The organism is Robiginitalea marina, from assembly GCF_024006985.1.
GTDB lineage: Bacteria > Bacteroidota > Bacteroidia > Flavobacteriales > Flavobacteriaceae > Robiginitalea > Robiginitalea marina.
The window spans coordinates 35,859-52,571 of record NZ_JAMXIB010000009.1 but is presented as its reverse complement, the minus strand read 5'-3'; the positions used below and the strand labels follow the sequence as shown (position 1 = coordinate 52,571).

The 16,713-nt window shown below is 57.3% G+C and carries 18 protein-coding genes; 7 read left to right on the top strand and 11 right to left on the bottom strand.

Annotated elements, in window-relative coordinates:
* The first annotated feature begins 104 nt into the window (after positions 1-104).
* The 7 genes from NG653_RS11340 (at position 105) to NG653_RS11310 (ending at position 6,307) form a co-directional block, all read left to right on the top strand.
* Positions 105-872 (top strand): tetratricopeptide repeat protein, encoded by a 768-nt coding sequence (locus tag NG653_RS11340; RefSeq protein WP_252741826.1) that lies wholly within the window; start codon positions 105-107, stop codon positions 870-872.
* Positions 872-1,348 carry a 6,7-dimethyl-8-ribityllumazine synthase gene (gene ribH, locus NG653_RS11335; RefSeq protein WP_252741825.1) on the top strand — a complete coding sequence of 159 codons (477 nt, stop codon included), beginning with the start codon at positions 872-874 and terminating at the stop codon, positions 1,346-1,348. Before NG653_RS11340 ends, ribH begins: the two co-directional genes overlap by 1 nt.
* A gap of 111 nt (positions 1,349-1,459) precedes the next feature.
* Positions 1,460-1,750, top strand: coding sequence for a riboflavin synthase subunit beta (locus NG653_RS11330; RefSeq protein WP_252741824.1), 291 nt, complete (start codon positions 1,460-1,462; stop codon positions 1,748-1,750).
* Positions 1,750-3,600: a DNA mismatch repair endonuclease MutL gene (mutL, locus tag NG653_RS11325; RefSeq protein ID WP_252741823.1), complete on the top strand. Its 1,851-nt coding sequence runs from the start codon at positions 1,750-1,752 to the stop codon at positions 3,598-3,600. The genes NG653_RS11330 and mutL overlap by 1 nt, the downstream gene beginning before the upstream one ends.
* On the top strand, positions 3,601-4,347 hold the full coding sequence (locus NG653_RS11320) for a rhomboid family intramembrane serine protease (protein ID WP_252741822.1): 747 nt from the start codon (positions 3,601-3,603) through the stop codon (positions 4,345-4,347).
* Positions 4,348-5,220 carry a rhomboid family intramembrane serine protease gene (locus tag NG653_RS11315; RefSeq protein ID WP_252741821.1) on the top strand — a complete coding sequence of 291 codons (873 nt, stop codon included), beginning with the start codon at positions 4,348-4,350 and terminating at the stop codon, positions 5,218-5,220.
* A 4-nt stretch (positions 5,221-5,224) separates the two neighbouring features.
* Entirely contained in the window at positions 5,225-6,307 is a 1,083-nt protein-coding gene (locus NG653_RS11310) for an endonuclease/exonuclease/phosphatase family protein (RefSeq protein ID WP_252741820.1), read from the top strand.
* Here NG653_RS11310 and NG653_RS11305 read toward each other — a convergent pair.
* The 11 genes from NG653_RS11305 to udk form a co-directional block, all read right to left on the bottom strand.
* Positions 6,233-6,553 carry a DUF6122 family protein gene (locus tag NG653_RS11305; RefSeq protein WP_252741819.1) on the bottom strand — a complete coding sequence of 107 codons (321 nt, stop codon included), beginning with the start codon at positions 6,551-6,553 and terminating at the stop codon, positions 6,233-6,235. The two genes, NG653_RS11310 and NG653_RS11305, sit on opposite strands and share 75 nt — an antisense overlap.
* Positions 6,546-7,175, bottom strand: a complete 630-nt coding sequence (locus tag NG653_RS11300; protein ID WP_252741818.1) for a WbqC family protein — start codon at positions 7,173-7,175, stop codon at positions 6,546-6,548. Before NG653_RS11300 ends, NG653_RS11305 begins: the two co-directional genes overlap by 8 nt.
* A gap of 1 nt (position 7,176) precedes the next feature.
* A complete protein-coding gene (lepB, locus tag NG653_RS11295) occupies positions 7,177-8,889 on the bottom strand; it encodes a signal peptidase I (protein WP_252741817.1) in 1,713 nt (570 codons plus the stop codon).
* A 42-nt stretch (positions 8,890-8,931) separates the two neighbouring features.
* Complete coding sequence (gene dapB / locus NG653_RS11290) at positions 8,932-9,654, bottom strand: 4-hydroxy-tetrahydrodipicolinate reductase (RefSeq protein WP_252741816.1); 723 nt, start codon at positions 9,652-9,654, stop codon at positions 8,932-8,934.
* A gap of 6 nt (positions 9,655-9,660) precedes the next feature.
* Positions 9,661-10,299, bottom strand: a complete 639-nt coding sequence (locus NG653_RS11285; protein ID WP_252741815.1) for a DUF5683 domain-containing protein — start codon at positions 10,297-10,299, stop codon at positions 9,661-9,663.
* Positions 10,292-11,200, bottom strand: coding sequence for a ParB/RepB/Spo0J family partition protein (locus NG653_RS11280; RefSeq protein WP_252741814.1), 909 nt, complete (start codon positions 11,198-11,200; stop codon positions 10,292-10,294). The genes NG653_RS11285 and NG653_RS11280 overlap by 8 nt, the downstream gene beginning before the upstream one ends.
* Positions 11,200-11,973 (bottom strand): ParA family protein, encoded by a 774-nt coding sequence (locus NG653_RS11275; protein ID WP_252741813.1) that lies wholly within the window; start codon positions 11,971-11,973, stop codon positions 11,200-11,202. The genes NG653_RS11280 and NG653_RS11275 overlap by 1 nt, the downstream gene beginning before the upstream one ends.
* Before the next feature lie 177 nt (positions 11,974-12,150).
* Positions 12,151-14,298 (bottom strand): methylmalonyl-CoA mutase, encoded by a 2,148-nt coding sequence (scpA, locus tag NG653_RS11270; RefSeq protein WP_252741812.1) that lies wholly within the window; start codon positions 14,296-14,298, stop codon positions 12,151-12,153.
* Positions 14,291-15,658, bottom strand: coding sequence for a methylmalonyl-CoA mutase subunit beta (locus NG653_RS11265; protein WP_252741811.1), 1,368 nt, complete (start codon positions 15,656-15,658; stop codon positions 14,291-14,293). The genes scpA and NG653_RS11265 overlap by 8 nt, the downstream gene beginning before the upstream one ends.
* Positions 15,645-15,983: an FtsB family cell division protein gene (locus NG653_RS11260; RefSeq protein ID WP_252741810.1), complete on the bottom strand. Its 339-nt coding sequence runs from the start codon at positions 15,981-15,983 to the stop codon at positions 15,645-15,647. Before NG653_RS11260 ends, NG653_RS11265 begins: the two co-directional genes overlap by 14 nt.
* On the bottom strand, positions 15,983-16,594 hold the full coding sequence (gene udk, locus NG653_RS11255) for a uridine kinase (RefSeq protein WP_252741809.1): 612 nt from the start codon (positions 16,592-16,594) through the stop codon (positions 15,983-15,985). The genes NG653_RS11260 and udk overlap by 1 nt, the downstream gene beginning before the upstream one ends.
* Positions 16,595-16,713: the final 119 nt, after the last annotated feature.

The window sequence follows — 16,713 nt, the reverse complement described above, 5'->3', positions numbered from 1 at the left end:
GAAAACCCGGTGGCAGGAGGCTGCAAATTATTGAAAAATAACGAATAATTTGCCTTCTGGTTTTGGATAAAACCGTTATTTTTGCGCGACCAATATTACGAAAAATGGCGACATACAAAAAGCGTGGGTATAAACCGAAAACCAGGGAAGAAGAGCAGGAGCTCGACATGAGGGAAAGTACCACCGCGGAGGTTTTCAATACCCTTGATTCCAGTGCTTCCAAAACGGAGCAGTGGGTATCCAGAAACCAAACCTACATCCTCGGGGTTATCGGGGTGATCGCCGTTGGGGTGCTCGCATATCTGGGGTACCAGCAATTTATCCAGAACCCAAGGGAAGACAGTGCCAGCAACGAGCTGTTCTACCCCCTCCAGTATTTCACCCAGGCCCAGCAGAACCCTGCCCAGGCCGATTCACTTTATACCCTGGCCCTGGAAGGGGCTGAGGGTAAATACGGCCTTCTGGATATCGTCGAGGAGTATTCCGGTACCCGGGCAGCTAACCTGGCCCGGTATGCGGCCGGGGTTTCCTACATGAAACTTAACCAGTACCAGGACGCCATATCCTTTCTGGAAGGCTTTAACTCCGATGACGCCCTGCTCGGGCCGATCGGCCAGGGGAACATTGGGGATGCGTTCATGCAGCTCGGCCAGCCCAAAGACGCTTTGGGCTATTACGAAAAGGCCTTTAAGGAAGACCAGAACAATTTTACCACCCCCCTGTACCTGCATAAGGCAGGGATCGCCGCCCTGGAACTGGGGCAAAAGGACAAGGCCCTGAAATACTTCCAGCGCATTGGCGACGAATTTCCCCAGTCGGCCCAGGCCACAGGGGTGGAGGCGTACATCGCCATGGCCCAAAAGGGGAACTGATGGCCACAGCCGGCAAAAACCTGTCTGACTACGACAAGGATGAACTTCCCGATGCCCGGCAGATGCGAATAGGCCTGGTGGTTTCCCAATGGAATCCCGAAATTACCGAAGCGCTCTATCAGGGGGCCAGAAGTACCCTCCTGGAATGTGGGGTATCCGACGGGAACCTTTTGAGGTGGGACGTGCCCGGGAGTTTTGAGCTCCCCTTTGGTTGCAAGAAAATGATCCACAGGGAACAACCCGATGCCGTGATCGCTATAGGCAGTGTGATCCGGGGGGAAACCCCTCATTTTGATTTTGTCTGCCAGGCGACCGCCCAGGGGATCCAGGAGCTAAACCTCCGGGGGGAAGTGCCTGTAATCTTTTGTGTCCTTACCGATAATACCCTCCAACAGGCCCGGGACCGCTCCGGGGGCCGGCATGGCAACAAGGGGGCCGAAGCTGCCGTGGCCGCCCTTAAAATGGCCGCCCTCTGAGGGAGAATCCTCTCCGCCTCCGGGCTTTGCCCGGTTCCCCTGCTGTTAACAAATTTTGGGAAGCCTTCCGTGGCACTCTTTTTGATTTTAAGTACTTTTGAAAGATGTGTTATGGGACGATTCTCCAAACTCCGAAAAAATAAAAAATACGAATACAAACCGAGGTTTTTCGATGACGGGGGGGAAGGGAGCCCCTTTAAAATCGAGCATAAACTGGACCGGTACCGCTCCACCGCAGACGCCCCGGGAGGGTTGAAAAACCGTTTCAGGAATGCCGTGTCTGACCTGAAGCAGGAAGGGGACCGCCACGTGACCCTTAGGTTCTGGATTATCTTGGTGATCCTCCTTTTGATTGTGCTGTATATCCTGGATTTTGACCTTTCTATATTCTTCCCCGGGTAATGGCAGATCGCATCCAACTCTTACCGGAACATGTAGCCAACCAGATCGCGGCCGGAGAGGTGGTGCAACGCCCTGCCTCCGTGGTAAAGGAGTTGATGGAAAATGCCATAGACGCCGGGGCGGACCAGATCCAGCTCGTGGTCAGGGACGGGGGAAAGGCCCTGGTGCAGGTTGTGGACAACGGGGCGGGCATGAGCCCGGCCGATGCACGGCTAAGCATTCAGCGCCATGCCACTTCCAAGATACGGGAGGCCGAGGACTTGTTTCGGATCCACACCAAGGGGTTCCGGGGGGAGGCCCTGGCCTCCATCGCCGCCATTGCCCGGCTGGAACTCCAGACCCGTCCCGGGGAAGCTGACCTGGGGACACACCTGAAGGTTTCCGGCGGAAAGGAACTTTCCGTGGAAGAGACAGTGGCCCCTAAAGGGACTTCCATCAGCGTAAAGAACCTGTTTTTCAACATCCCGGCCCGAAGGAATTTCCTTAAATCCCCACGGGTTGAATTCCGCCATGTGCTGGATGAATTCCAGCGGATTGCCCTGGCCCATCCGGAGGTGGGCTTCAGCCTGCATCACGATGAGGCCGAGTTGTACCAGCTTCCGGCATCGAACCTGCGCAAGCGAATTGGCCACCTGTTCGGCAACCGCATGCAGGACCGCCTGGTACCTGTGGAGGAGGACACCCAGGTAGTCAGGGTTTCCGGCTTTGTCTGCAAACCTGAATTTGCCCGCAAAAGCCGGGGGGAACAATTCTTTTTCGTGAACTCCCGCTTTGTGAAGAGTTCCTACCTGCACCATGCGGTACTGAACGCGTTCGAAGGGCTGCTCCGGCCGGAGACTGTCCCCGGATATTTCCTTTTCCTGGAGGTCCCCCCGGAATCCATCGACATCAACATCCACCCCACCAAAACGGAAATCAAGTTCGAGGATGAAAAAACCGTGTACGCCATCCTGCGCTCGGCCATTAAGCATAGCCTGGGACAATTCAGCATAAGGCCTGTACTCGATTTCGACTCAGACCCGAACCTGCAGACTCCGTATTCCTTCAGGGAACGCGATGCAGTAACCCCCGGGGTAACCGTGGATCGGGATTTCAACCCTTTTGCGGAGCCCGGTAGCCCTTCAGGCCGGACGGGCCCGGTGGGCAAACCGGTGGCCAGGGGGTGGGAAGTCCTTTATGAAGGATTGCAGGAAGGCGGGCCTGCCGCCCGGGAAGGGCTGGAGTGGACCGTGGAATCCGACGCCCGCGACGGGACCCTTTTCCCGGGGGAAGCCCTCCAGGATTTGGGCGGGATCGCCTCCTTCCAGATCGACCGGAAATACATCCTCACCCCGGTAAAATCGGGCCTGCTCCTGATCGACCAGCACCGTGCCCACCAAAGGGTACTCTATGAGCAGTTCCTTAAAAGCCTCTCTTCCGGACAGCCGGTTTCCCAGGCCCTCCTTTTCCCGCTCCGGTTGGAATTCGGGCCCGGGGAAATGCAGGTGCTGGAAGGCCTCCGGGAGCCCATGGCCGCCATGGGGTTCCGCTTTGGAAAGCAGGAAGGAAAATCTCTTGAAGTGGTGGGCCTGCCCGCCATGATCCCGGAATCAGAGGCTGAATCCGTGGTGGACGGCCTGATTGCCGGATGGCAGCGGCAGGAAGGGGAAATCGGGTTTTCAACCGCCGACCGGATGGCAAAAATGCTCTCCCGCGCCCTGGCCATCCCCCCGGGGAAGGTGCTGGATGCCCCTTCCCGGCAGGCCCTGATCCACGACCTCTTCGCCTGTACGGAAACCAGGCGGAGCCCGTTTGACAAAATAATCCACACCTCCCTTACCGTGGAGGAACTTGAAAAAAAATTGCACTAGATGGGACGATTGACCGATGGGATCAGGCACCTGCTGATCATCAATATACTGTTCTTTGTGGGGACCATCCTGTATGGGGACCTGTTTTATGAGTGGTTTTCCCTATGGTACCCCCAGAACCCCAATTTTTCGATTTGGCAGATCCTGTCGCATATGTTCATGCACGGGGGGTTCATGCACCTGTTTTTCAATATGTACGCCCTGTGGGCCTTCGGCTCGCCCCTGGAGCGGATGTGGGGGACGCGGAAATTCCTTTTTTTCTATTTTTCCGCCGGCCTTGGGGCTGCCCTGATCCATACCGGGGTGAACTATTACACCGTGCAGCAGGGGATCGATGCCCTGCAGGCGGCCGGGGTTACTGAATCGGAAATATTCGGACTGCTCGACCAGGGGAAATACAATGAATCGTGGATGCAGGTAGCACCGCGGGGGGTTGTCGATAATTTCCTGCAGTCTTTTTACACCCCTGCGGTAGGGGCTTCCGGCGCCATTTACGGGATTCTGGTGGCCTTTGGGATGATGTACCCGAACAGCGAATTATTTTTGATATTTTTGCCCGTCCCGATCAAGGCCAAATATTTTATCCCCGTGCTTATCGGGCTGGACCTTTTCTCCGGGGTGACCGGATATTCCCTGTTCGGCTCCGGGATTGCCCATTTCGCCCACGTGGGCGGGGCCCTGTTCGGGTTTATCATGATGTGGTACTGGAAGAAAAACCAGTTCGATCGCAATCGCTGGGACCTTTAGATGAGCAACGGAAACCTTAAATACCATTTTGCAAGGCTCAACGTGGCCGAAAAGCTGATCGTCATCAACGTGGCGGTATTCCTTGTATTCCGGTTGCTGACGTTCCTGCTCGGGCTGCCGGCCTGGTCGCTGGAGCGGTGGCTGGAACTCCCGAAGGACTTCTTCGATTTCCTGCTGCAGCCCTGGTCGCTGGTCACCTATTCCTTCCTGCACGGGGGGTTCGGGCATATTTTCTTCAACATGCTGCTGCTGTATTACATGTCGCGGATCTTCCTCAACTTGTTCGGCCCCCGGCGGTGGCTAAATGTATACTTTTTGGGCGTGATGCTGGGGGGGGCGTTTTTCCTGCTTTCCTATAACCTGTTCCCCGCCTTTTACAACAGTCAATCGCCCCTGATAGGGGCTTCGGCGGGGGTAATGGCGGTGCTTATCTTTGTTTGTACCTACATGCCGAACCAGGAGGTGCGGGTGATTTTCTTCAACCTGAAGCTATGGTATATCGGGGCTTTTTTCGTCCTGCTCGACCTGGTCCTGATCCCGACCAACGCCAATTCCGGCGGCCGGATAGCCCACCTGGGCGGGGCCCTGCTAGGCTATCTATACGCCCGCAAGTCCCTGGAGGGGAAAGACCTGGGCGCCGGGTTTTCCCGCTTGCTGGACCAGGTGGCGGCCCTATTTGAAAAACGGAAAAAGGCCCCTATGAAAACCGTCTACCGCAAAGGGCAGGAGGGGGGTTCCCGCACAGCGGACCTGGAGAAGGAAGCACGCCAGCGGAAAATCGATACCATCCTGGACAAAATCAGCAAATCGGGCTACGACAGCCTCACCCGGGCGGAAAAGGATTTCCTGTTCAAGGCCGGGAAAGAAGAATAGGCCTGTGAAGCTTTTTCCCTTATTGCGGACATCGGTTTTCTGGTTCGGCCTCCTGGCTGCCCTGCCCCTGTGGCTGGCTTGCCTGTCATATTTTTTCCTGGCCGGGGCCTTCCCGATCCTCGACGCCCTTGGCATCCTGGTCCCCTGGCTGGTAGGGGGGAACCTTGTGGTCCTCTTTGCGGGCCTTGTCCTTCGCAGTCGCAGGGCAGCCCTTGTATCCCTGGTTACCCTGGCCGTGGCATTCCTCAGTTTCGGCACCATCCGGGAGTTCAGGCCCCACAAACCCCTTGGGCGGGAGTCGGGGTTACACCTGATGAGTTTCAATGTCCGGCACTTCAGCGACGGGCGCTATGTGGGCGATGAGGATCCCGAAAACCGGATAGCCCGATTCATCGAAGCAGAAAATCCGCAGATTGTTTGCCTGCAGGAATTTTCCCTGCGCAAGAAAAAGGAGTTCAGCCGGTATCCCTATCAATACCTTACGCCCTATTCCAGCGGGAAAACGACCCAGGCGATTTTTTCCAAATTCCCGATCACAGGCAGGGGAGAGGTGCGCTTCCCGGATACGGGGAACAATGCCCTGTATGCCGACATCCTGATAGGCCCCGACACGGTGCGGGTGTATAACATCCACCTGCAGTCTTACAACATAGAAGACAGGAGGTTTTTGCTGAGGAATTACGGGCTCGATTTCATCAGGCGGTTGAATGACATCGCGAAGATGCATCTCCAGCAGGCGCGCCTGGTGAAGGAGCACCTTCGCAGTTCCCCTTATCCATCTATCCTTTGCGGGGATTTGAACGCCACGGCCTATTCGCGTACCTACCGGATCCTGAAAAAGGGGATGACCGATAGTTTCAGGGAAAGGGGAAGCGGATGGGGTATTACTTTTTACCTGAGCGGCAGGTACCCATTCAGGATCGATTTTATTTTGGCAGACGAGCGGTTTGAGGTGCTGGGACACCGCAACTACCCCAATAGGCTCTCTGACCATTTGCCGGTTTCGGCCTGGTTAACGCCCGCTGGCGAGCATCCAGCAATCGACGGCATCGGCCAGGATGTGGATCAGCAGCCCCAGCCCGAGTAAACGGGTCCTTCGAAAGGCCAGCATGCCAAAATACAGGGCAATGGCCACGTAACTGTGCAGCGGGTGGAAGCCAATACTGCACCGGTTTGGATCGAAAACCGGGTCGGACAGCAGGTGGTCTGCGTCGATCAGCAGGCCGGCCAGCAACAGCATCGTAACCTTTACCCGGTTCCCGGGTGCCGACAGCAGCCCAATCCCTATGGGCAGCAGGAAATGCAGGCCGTAATGCAGCAGTTCCCTACCCATTCCAGGGCATTTTCAGGGCCTTCAGATAGTCCGCGGCAGCCGGCCCCTCATTGAATAGGAGGTCCAGGGTGCTGAGGTTGGGCAAAAAGCCGCATCGTTCCATAAATACCTGGGGGTAGGGCGGGAATTCCACGGGAAAGGCTGCCTTGGCCGAAACCAGTATCCTGCCATCCGTAAGGGGGGAAGGATCCAAAAGGTAGGTCGCGCTTTTGGTATCGGGAAAGGCAATGCCCAACAGGGCACAAAGGCAGGTAATGGTTTCCAGGTTCAGGTCCATCAGGAAGCGGAATGGACGTTCAAAAAGCGGCCTCAGGTCCTCTTCATAAAACTCAAAAAACGGGGCGGTGCGGTAGGCGGTTTCCAGGCTTCGCCAGTGATGCCGCTGCCATGCACCGGCTGAAGCAATCCGTACGTCGCGGTAGGACTGCCTCCCGGTAGCCCCGCCCACATGGCTTATGGGGAGGTTCAATAGGAGCGGCCCCTGGTCAGTGGCGATGTAACACCGGTTGCGGAAGGTCTGTTTCTGGAAGTTGTCGCACACCTCCCATACCACCGTGTTCTGCACCAGGGCAGCCATGCTCAGGCAGTTTGGGAAATACGCGGGGTGGAGCAACAGGGCCATGTTACCCCTGCTTTTTGGACTGCCTGCGCTTTCTCAGGAAATCAAAGACGAAATACGCCACCAGGGCCAGCAGGAAATACCGGAAATATGAACGCGGCTCGCCGTCGCCCCCCACAGTGGTGAAGATGCGGTCCCAGCGGGGGCGCCAGTTGGCAATCCCATCGTTGAAATTATCGAAGCTCATCCAGATAAAGACTGGCTTCCCTACGATATGGTCATCCGGGACATATCCCCAGGCGCGGCTGTCTTCGGAGTGGTCGCGGTTGTCCCCCATCATCCAGTAATAATCCTTTTTGAAGGTATATGTATCCGCGGGGGCCCCGTTGATCAGGACCTGACTCCCTTCCACCCGTACCGCGTTGCCTTCATACTCCCTGATGATTTTCTGGTAAAGGGGAAGGGTTTCCGGGGTTAGGGCCACCTGGTCGCCCTTCCCCGGGATATAGACCGGGCCCAGCTGGTCGTAGTTCCAGGGGTAGCGCGGGTCCTGGGGAAAAATATTGTAACCCGCCTCCCCAACGGGTTCCAGAAGGCGGATCACGGAATCTATGGCAGGGTTTTTTTCCAGGGTGGCCACCATCTCGTCGGTCAGGGTGGCGATGCGTTCCCTGGGGGTCACTTCTTTGATGGAGGCGATACCTGCTTTCCGGATGGTTTCCATGGGAAAGCCCCTGGCATCGGTAAGCAGTTCGATCTGTCCGTCGGGACGGGTATTCACCCCCCGCAGGTACGACCCCCGGAGCATTTCAAACTGGGTCCGGGTAAGGGGGGCAGTCACATAGGTGCGGGTGAAATCGTCGGAACCGGCCTGCTCCAGGAGGCGCGAGGACACCCCTTTCTGGCTGTAAACGGCATAATCGTACATGGGTTTGGCCCGACCCGGGAGCCGGAGGCGTTCCCCGTTGATGTAGACATGCCCGTTGCGCACCTCCAGGGAGTCGCCCGGGACCCCCACACAGCGCTTCACGTAGTTGGATTTCTTGTCTATGGGCTTTACCACCCCTGCTTCCGCCTTAAAAAACTGGCGTACGGTATCTGCCGGCCAACTGAACACCACCAGGTCGGTCCGGGAGACTTTCTGGAACCCTGGAAGCCGCATGTACGGCAGCTGGGGTTTTTTCAGGTAAGAGCGGACGCCGAGTACCGGCAGGGTATCGTGCACCATGGGGGCGGCAATAGTGGTCATGGGCACCCGCGCCCCGTAGTGGAACTTGCTGACGAACAGCAGGTCGCCGATCCTCAGGGTCCGCTCCAGGGAGCCCGTCGGGATCACGTAGGGCTGGATGAAGTAGGTATGTACCAGCGTCGCCGCGACCACGGCAAAGACCAGGGAGCTTACCCATTCCCCCGAGGCAGACCGGGGGTGGAGGTCCCGGTCCTGCAGGTATTCCACCTCAAGGGCATAGTTTACATAATAGAGATAAAAACCCAGGGTCAGCAGCACCAACCAGGTATCCGAAAGTTTGTTTCTCCCAAAGCTGCGCAGGGTTTCCACCCATACCACGGGAAACATCATCAGGTTGATGATGGGAATAAACAACAGGACCACCCACCATGCCGGGCGGCGGATGATGCGCATCAGTACCACGGCATTATAGATGGGGATTGCCGCTTCCCAGGCCTTGCGTCCGGCCTTTACGTATAATTTCCAGGTCCCCAGGAAATGGACCACCTGTACCAGGAGTATAAATAGAATCCACTGTGTAGTATTCATCTGAACCTTTTGTTTTCTTGTTGGTTTGGCATGCTGTTCCCTTTATCGGTCTGGTTCCCGGTCCCCGGGGAGGTTGAGCACATCCCTCATACCAAAAACCCCATTTTTCCCAACCAGCCACTCGGCGGCCAGCAGGGCCCCAAGGGCAAAACCCTCGCGGGTATGGGCCGTATGCTGGATCTCGATCCGGTCTACCGGGGAGTCATAGGCCACGCGATGCGTGCCCGGGGTATCCCCGATGCGCTCTGAGCGGATGGGAATAACCCCTTCCCCTCCCTGATCTGACTGCCAGGCGTGGTACCCCCCCTGGGCGATGATGCCCTCGGCCAGGCTGATGGCGGTTCCGCTTGGGGCATCGAGCTTCCGGGTATGGTGTATTTCGGTCATGCTCGCCCGATAGCCCGGCGCTGCTGTCATAAGGCGCGCCAGGGTGGCGTTCAGCTCGAAAAAGAGGTTCATCCCCAGGCTGAAATTGGAGGCGTAGAGAAATGCCCCCCCAAGGGATTCGCACAGGGCGGTAACCTCCCCAAACCGTTCCAACCAGCCCGTAGTCCCCGAAACTACCGGGACCCCGTTGCGGAGGCAGCGGATGATATTTTCAGGGGCGGCTTCGGGCTGGCTGAAATCCAGGGCCACCTCCATGCGGTCAAAGGGCACTTTGTCTGACGGGCCATCTACCCGGGCCACAACTTCATGGCCCCTGTCCCGGGCCAGGCTGTCGATCATCCTGCCCATTGTTCCGTATCCGAAGAGTCCGATTTTCATACCAGGTCAGAATCGAATGGCCATGGAAAGGCCATAATTGGGACCCATGGTCACCGGAAGGGTTTCCAGGTAGGGTTGTACCTTCAGGCTCAGGTCCTCGTTTACGTTGTATTGTTTCAGGTGGGCGTCCACATTGGCGTCGATGATGTTCAGGGCATACAGGGCAATGGTGATCAGCAGGGCCAGGTCGCGGTCGCGCTGGTAGCGTTCCTGGGCGCTTTGCAGGGCTTCGTTGGAAAGGTCCGGGCTGGTGGGGGTGAAATCATCGTTGGGGTTCAGGTCGTAGAACTCATCATCCGTAAACCCCGCCCTGCGCCGCTTGAAGGCGGTCCTGAACCGGTCGTAAAGGTCGTCGTTGTAGAGGTACACGTAGGTGCCCGTGCCAATGGCGCCCCAGACAATGGGCACTTTCCAGTAACTCTTGTTGTAGATCTGCCCCAGGCCCGGCAGTACGGCAGAGTAGAATGCCGCTTTGCTGGGTGCCAGTGGGTTGATGGGCCTCTTTTCCACCCGGTCGAATGCCACCCCCTGCCTTTCAACGGCCTGTTTCACCGAGTCTGTTTCCGAAGGGGCCGGCTGCTTTTCCTGGGCCCCGCAGAACAGGCCCGCGCCGAAAAGCCCCAGGATCATCAGAAGTCTACGCACCGGTGATCAGTTTTTTCAAACGCTCGAATTCTTTCCGGTCGCTAAAGGAAATGTTTATTTTTCCCGCCCCGGCCCCGGAGGCAACTACCTTTACTTCAGCCTCCAGATAGTCCCTGAGCTCCCTGCTGCCTTCCCGGGCAAATGCCGGGGACGTCCCCGATTTTTTGCGGGGTTGACCCCCATCGTCGGATTCCTTTTCGTGATAGGAGCGGACCAGGTCCTCCGTATCGCGCACCGAGAGGTTTTTCCCCACCACTTTTTCGTAAATCGCGATCTGGTCCTGCCGCGATTCCACATTTACCAGGCAGCGTCCGTGGCCCATGCTGATAAAGCCGTCCCGCATCCCGGTCTGGATGATGGGGTCCAGGCGCAGCAGCCTGAGGTAATTGGTGATGGTAGACCTTTTCTTGCCGACCCGCTCGCTGAGCTTTTCCTGGGTCAGCCCGATTTCCTCGATCAGCCGCTGGTAGGAAAGGGCTATTTCCACAGGGTCGAGGTCCTGTCGCTGGATGTTTTCCACCAGGGCCATTTCCAGGGATTCCTGGTCGTTGGCGATGCGGATATAGGCGGGGATCCGCTCGAGGCCTATTTTTTTGGAGGCCCGGTACCGCCGTTCCCCCGAGACCAGCTGGAAGCGGTTGAAGCCGAGCTTCCTGACGGTAATGGGCTGTATGAGGCCCAACTCGCGGATCGAAGAGGCCAGTTCCTCCAGGGACTGGTCGTCAAAGTTTGAACGGGGCTGGAAGGGGTTGACCTCTATGCTCTCCAGCTCGAGTTCCACAATGCTCCCCACAACCTTTTCGGCATTTTTATCCGAAACGGACTGGATATCGTTTTCAGGATCCTTCAGCAGGGCGGAAAGCCCGCGGCCCAGGGCCTGTTTTCGGGTTGCTTTTGCCATTATACCGCCTGCCTGTTTTTCTGCAGCAGTTCATGGGCCATGTTCAGGTAATTGGCCGCCCCTTTGCTGCTTGCGTCGTATTTGATAATGCTTTCCCCATAACTAGGGGCCTCGCCCAGGCGCACATTGCGCTGGATAATCGTTTCGAAGACCATGTCGGCGAAGTGCTTCCTGACTTCATCCACCACCTGGTTGGAAAGCCTGAGCCGGGCATCGTACATGGTCAGGAGCATCCCCTCTATGTCGAGGTCCGGGTTGTGGATGCGCTGTACGCTCTTGATGGTGTTGAGCAGTTTTCCGAGCCCCTCCAGGGCGAAATACTCGCACTGGATGGGGATAATAACCGAATCAGCGGCGGTAAGGGCATTCAGGGTCAATAGCCCCAGGGAAGGCGCGCAATCGATCAGGATGTAATCGTACCGTTCCTTCAGGCCCAGGATGGCCTTTTTAAGCATGTATTCCCGGTCGTCCTTGTCGACCAGTTCGATTTCGATGGCCACCAGGTCAATGTGGGCCGGGATGAGGTCCACATTTGGGGAATTCGTGCCGATGATGGTTTCTTCGGCTGTACGGGTATGTTCCAGCAACTGGTAGGTACCCAGGGAAATCCCGTCCACATCGATGCCCAGTCCGGAGGTGGCGTTAGCCTGGGGGTCTGCGTCGATCAGCAACACCTTTTTCTCCAGGACCCCGAGGGAGGCCGCGAGGTTTACCGTAGTGGTAGTTTTGCCGACCCCTCCTTTCTGATTGGCAATAGCAATGATTTTGCCCATAGGTAGCGTAAAGTTAGGGGTTAAAAATACGATTATTTGGCGTGGCAGAAAACGTATTTTGTTAACAGGGCGTGAATAACCGCCCCTCCCGGGGTTAAAGTTTTCCAAATGCCGGGGGTTCGTGGCTGCAACGGTTAAGGGCTTCAGTGGCCCCTGCCCCTGCGAGTCATTGTCGGCTTATTCCAACAGGAGCTCAAGGATTTGTATGGCGGCATCCGGGATTCGCGATCCCGGACCGAAAATCCCCACCACCCCTGCATCGTAGAGGAAGTCGTAATCCTGCCTGGGGATGACCCCGCCCACCACGACCAGGATATCTTCCCGTCCAAGCGATTTCAGGGCGCTGATCAGTTCAGGCACCAGGGTTTTATGCCCGGCGGCCAGGGAAGATACGCCCAGGATGTGGACGTCGTTTTCCACAGCCTGCCGGGCCGCTTCCCCAGGGGTCTGAAACAGGGGGCCGATGTCTACGTCGAAGCCCAGGTCGGCATAGGCTGTGGCCACTACCTTGGCCCCCCGGTCGTGCCCGTCCTGCCCCATTTTGGTGATCAGGATCCGGGGCCTGCGGCCTTCCTTCCGGGCAAAGGCATCCGAGAGGGCCAGGGCCTTCTGGAAGGAAGCATCTTTTTTGATTTCTTTGGAATACACCCCGGTAATGGATTGTACGCTGGCCTGGTGCCTGCCAAAGGCGTGCTCCATGGCCAGGCTGATTTCGCCAAGGCTCGCCCGTTGGCGGGCAGCCGCTACCGCCAAAGCTAACAAATTTTCCCCTCCCCCGCCTCCTGTTTTGGCCCGGGCAGCGGCTTCCAGGGCCCTAAGGGCATCGCTGACCGCTTTTTCGTCCCGCTCGCGGCGCACCTTTTCCAGGCGGGCGATTTGCTGCTCCCGCACCCGGGTGTTGTCCACCTCCAGGATGCTGAGGTGGTCTTCCTCCGTGCTTTTATACCGATTCAGGCCCACGATGATATCCTGGTCCCCGTCTATACGGGCCTGTTTCCGCGCCGCAGCTTCTTCAATGCGCAACTTCGGGATTCCCGCCTCAATGGCTTTGGTCATCCCACCCAGGGTTTCGGTTTCCTCGATCAGCTCCCAGGCCTTCCGGCAAAGTTCCCCCGTGAGCGTTTCCACGTAGTAACTTCCCGCCCAGGGGTCCACCGTACGGGTTATCCCGGTTTCCTCCTGCAGGATGAGCTGGGTGTTGCGGGCAATACGGGCAGAGAAATCCGTGGGCAGGGCAATGGCCTCGTCAAGGGCATTGGTATGCAGGCTCTGGGTGCCCCCGAAAACGGCCGCCGCCGCCTCCACCAGGGTCCGGGCGACATTGTTGAAGGGGTCCTGCTCCGTCAGGGACCACCCGCTGGTCTGGCAGTGGGTCCTCAGGGCCATCGATTTAGGGTCTGCCGGGGAAAACTGCTTTACCATCCGGGCCCAGAGCATCCGGCCGGCCCGCAGCTTGGCAATTTCCATGAAATGGTTCATGCCAATACCCCAGAAAAAGGAGAGGCGGGGGGCAAACGTATCGATGGGGAGCCCGGCTTTTAAACCGGTGCGGAGGTATTCCAGCCCGTCGGCCAGGGTATAGGCCAGTTCCATATGGGCGGGGGCCCCGGCTTCGTGCATGTGGTAGCCCGAGATGCTGATGCTGTTGAACCGCGGCATGTGCGCACTGCAATATTCGAAAATATCGGCCACCAGCTGCATGGAAGGGGCAGGGGGGTAGATGTAGGTATTCCGGACCATGAACTCCTTGAGGATGTCGTTTTGTATGGTGCCCGACAGTTTGTTCGGGGGAACCCCCTGTTCCTCGGCGGTGACGATATAGAACGCCATGATGGGGATCACGGCCCCATTCATGGTCATGGAGACCGACATTTGGTCGAGGGGGATGCCGTCAAAGAGTTGTTTCATGTCCTCTACCGTGTCGATGGCGACCCCGGCTTTCCCCACATCGCCCCTTACGCGTTCGTGGTCGCTGTCATACCCCCGGTGTGTCGGCAGGTCAAAGGCCACAGATAGCCCTTTCTGGCCGGCGGCCAGGTTGCGCTTGTAAAACGCATTGCTTTCCTCTGCAGTGGAAAACCCGGCATATTGCCGGATCGTCCAGGGCCTGAGCACGTACATGGTGCTGTAGGGCCCCCTCAGGAAAGGCGGGATGCCGGCCGCATAGCCCAGGTGGGGCAGGCCATGGGTGTCCTCAGCGCTGTAGGCCGGTTTCAGCGCAATGCCTTCAGCCGTCCTGAGCCCGTCTTTTTGGGGGCTTTTCGGGGGCTTTCCCCCGGTGCCGACGGGTTTCCATTGAAGTTCCTGTGCCCTGGCTCTACTCATTGGATAATCTTTTTTGTTCATACGTAAAGGACAGGCGCGCAGGCAGGATCGGTTCCATCAGGGTCTTTTCCCGCCGTGCCCTTCGAACGTGGGAAACCTCCAGTTCCCCCTTCATCCGGTCGTCGGGGTTCGGGTATTTGTTCGAACCCACCAAAACCAGCCTGCCCTCATCAAAGGCCTGTTGTTCGGCCCGGGCGCTTTCCCGGATCTTTTTCTGGATTTTGTGTGCCTTAAGCTGGTTCAGCAGTCCCCCGCCTTTTTCAAGGGTCCTGAAGAGTCCCATGGCTTTGCTTCCGAGCTGGTCGGTCAGGGATTCTATGTAATAGGCCCCGTCGGCGGCATTGGAAACCCCGGAGAAATAACTCTCATGCCTTAGCAGGAGCAACTGGTTCCTCGAGATGCGGTCACCAAAAGAATTCGGCCAGTGGTAGACGGTGTCATAGGGCAGGTTGCAGATCAGGTCAGCCCCGCCGATCACGGCGGCCATGCATTCCGAGGCGGTGCGCAGCATGTTCGTATTGTAATCGTACAGCGTTTTATTCCTCAGCGTCGGACGGGCGATCACCAGGCAATCCCCGGAATACCCGTATGCCGTCGCCAGCAGCTTCCAAAGGGCCCTGAGCGCCCTGAGCTTGGCAATTTCAAAAAAGTATTCATTTCCAACGGCAACTACAAAAACCGGTGTTTCCAGAAGGGGTTTCAACCGGGCATCGGTTTCGGCCTGCAAGAGGTATTCGTGCCCCTGTGAAAGGCTGTACGCCAGCTCCTGCACCCGGTCGGCCCCGGCGTTCTGATACAGGTCCGCATGGATGGCCATATGCACCCCGGTCCCGGCGGCCTCCCACAGCCTGGAGGGAAAAGCCAGGTCTGCTTCCTCCCCCACGGTCCAATTTCCCCTTGCCGCCAGGCTCCCGATGGGGTCGGAAAGCCACTGTACATTACTTCCTTTCAGGGCCTTCGCCCCATCCAGCCACTGCGCCCCCATCTGGTCCAGGTCGAAATAGAGCGGGGCCTGCAGGCCATAAAGGTTTTGGAGTGCCCCGGGACCGGCACCGCCCGGGCGTACCAGGAGCCTTTCGGCCCCACCTTCAAGGGCCTGTTGTGCACGCCCTGCAGCCCCTTCCTGATCGAGGTCCAGGCTGTAACCGATTTCCCATCCCCCGGGGTGGAGGCCGGAAGGCCCGTTAAGGCCGGCGGGGAGGTCTTCTGCCGTATAGAATGGCTTTACGGTGATGCCTTCAGGGGACTGCCATGTGAGCAGGTCATTGTAGTCTTCCCCTTTCAGGTCGGCCTGGATGAGTTGCTTCCACTGCCGGGGGGAAACCGGCTCGAAACCGCCGAAGGGTTCATTTTTTTTCATCCGTATCGAGATTTAGGCTGTCCTCGAATTCAATGAGGAAGATTTCTTCGTCCTTGCGCTTGAGCAAATAGGTTTCCCTTGCAAATCTTTCGAGCTCCTCCGGGTCCGAAAGGCGTTCAATGACTTCCTTGTCGCGGGCGATTTCCTCTTTCAGGAACTCCTGTTGCTTTTTGAGTTTGGTGATTTCCCTGCGCAGTTCCAGGTGGATCAGCAGGGAATTGGTGTCGAAAAAGACCATCCATATCGTGAACACCGTAAGCACCAGGACATAGAGGTTCCCCAGGAGCCCAAACCATTTTTTCGACTTCAGTTCCCTCCAGTTCATCAGGCCAGGAGTTTTTCAGAGATGATGGTGCGCACGATTTCTATGGCCACGGTATTGTATTTGTTATTGGGGATGATAAGGTCGGCAAATTCCTTGGTGGGTTCTATAAACTGGTCGTGCATCGGCTTCAGGGTATTCTGGTACCGGTCGAGGACTTCGGAAAGCCCGCGCCCCCGCTCCGCGATATCGCGTTTGAGCCTGCGAATGAGCCTTTCATCGGAATCTGCATGGACGAAGATCTTGATGTCGAACAGGTCGCGGATTTCGGGCTGGGTCATGATCAGGATCCCTTCCACGATCATCACTTTCCTCGGGTGGGTCAGGACGCTTTGGCGCGTTCGGTTGTGGTCTACAAAGGAATAGACGGGTTGGTGGATGGGCTTGCCCGCCTTCAGGTCGCGCAGGTGCTCTTCGAGCAGCTCAAAATCAATGGCGCGGGGATGGTCAAAGTTGATCCGGGTCCGCTCCTCATAGCTGAGGTGCGACAGGTCGCGGTAATAGGAATCCTGGGAAATAATGCCCACTTCGTTATCGGGAAGTTCTTCGATGATTTGGTTCACCACGGTCGTTTTTCCACAACCGGTCCCCCCTGCAATTCCTATGGTTAACATGTGCGATGGAATTTAAACCAAAAATAGGAATTTAGATTCACTCCCCCGGGCTTCCCATCGCCGAATCGAGTACCCATTTCAGGACTTTGGGGGTATGCCCCGGGGATTGTGGATAAAAA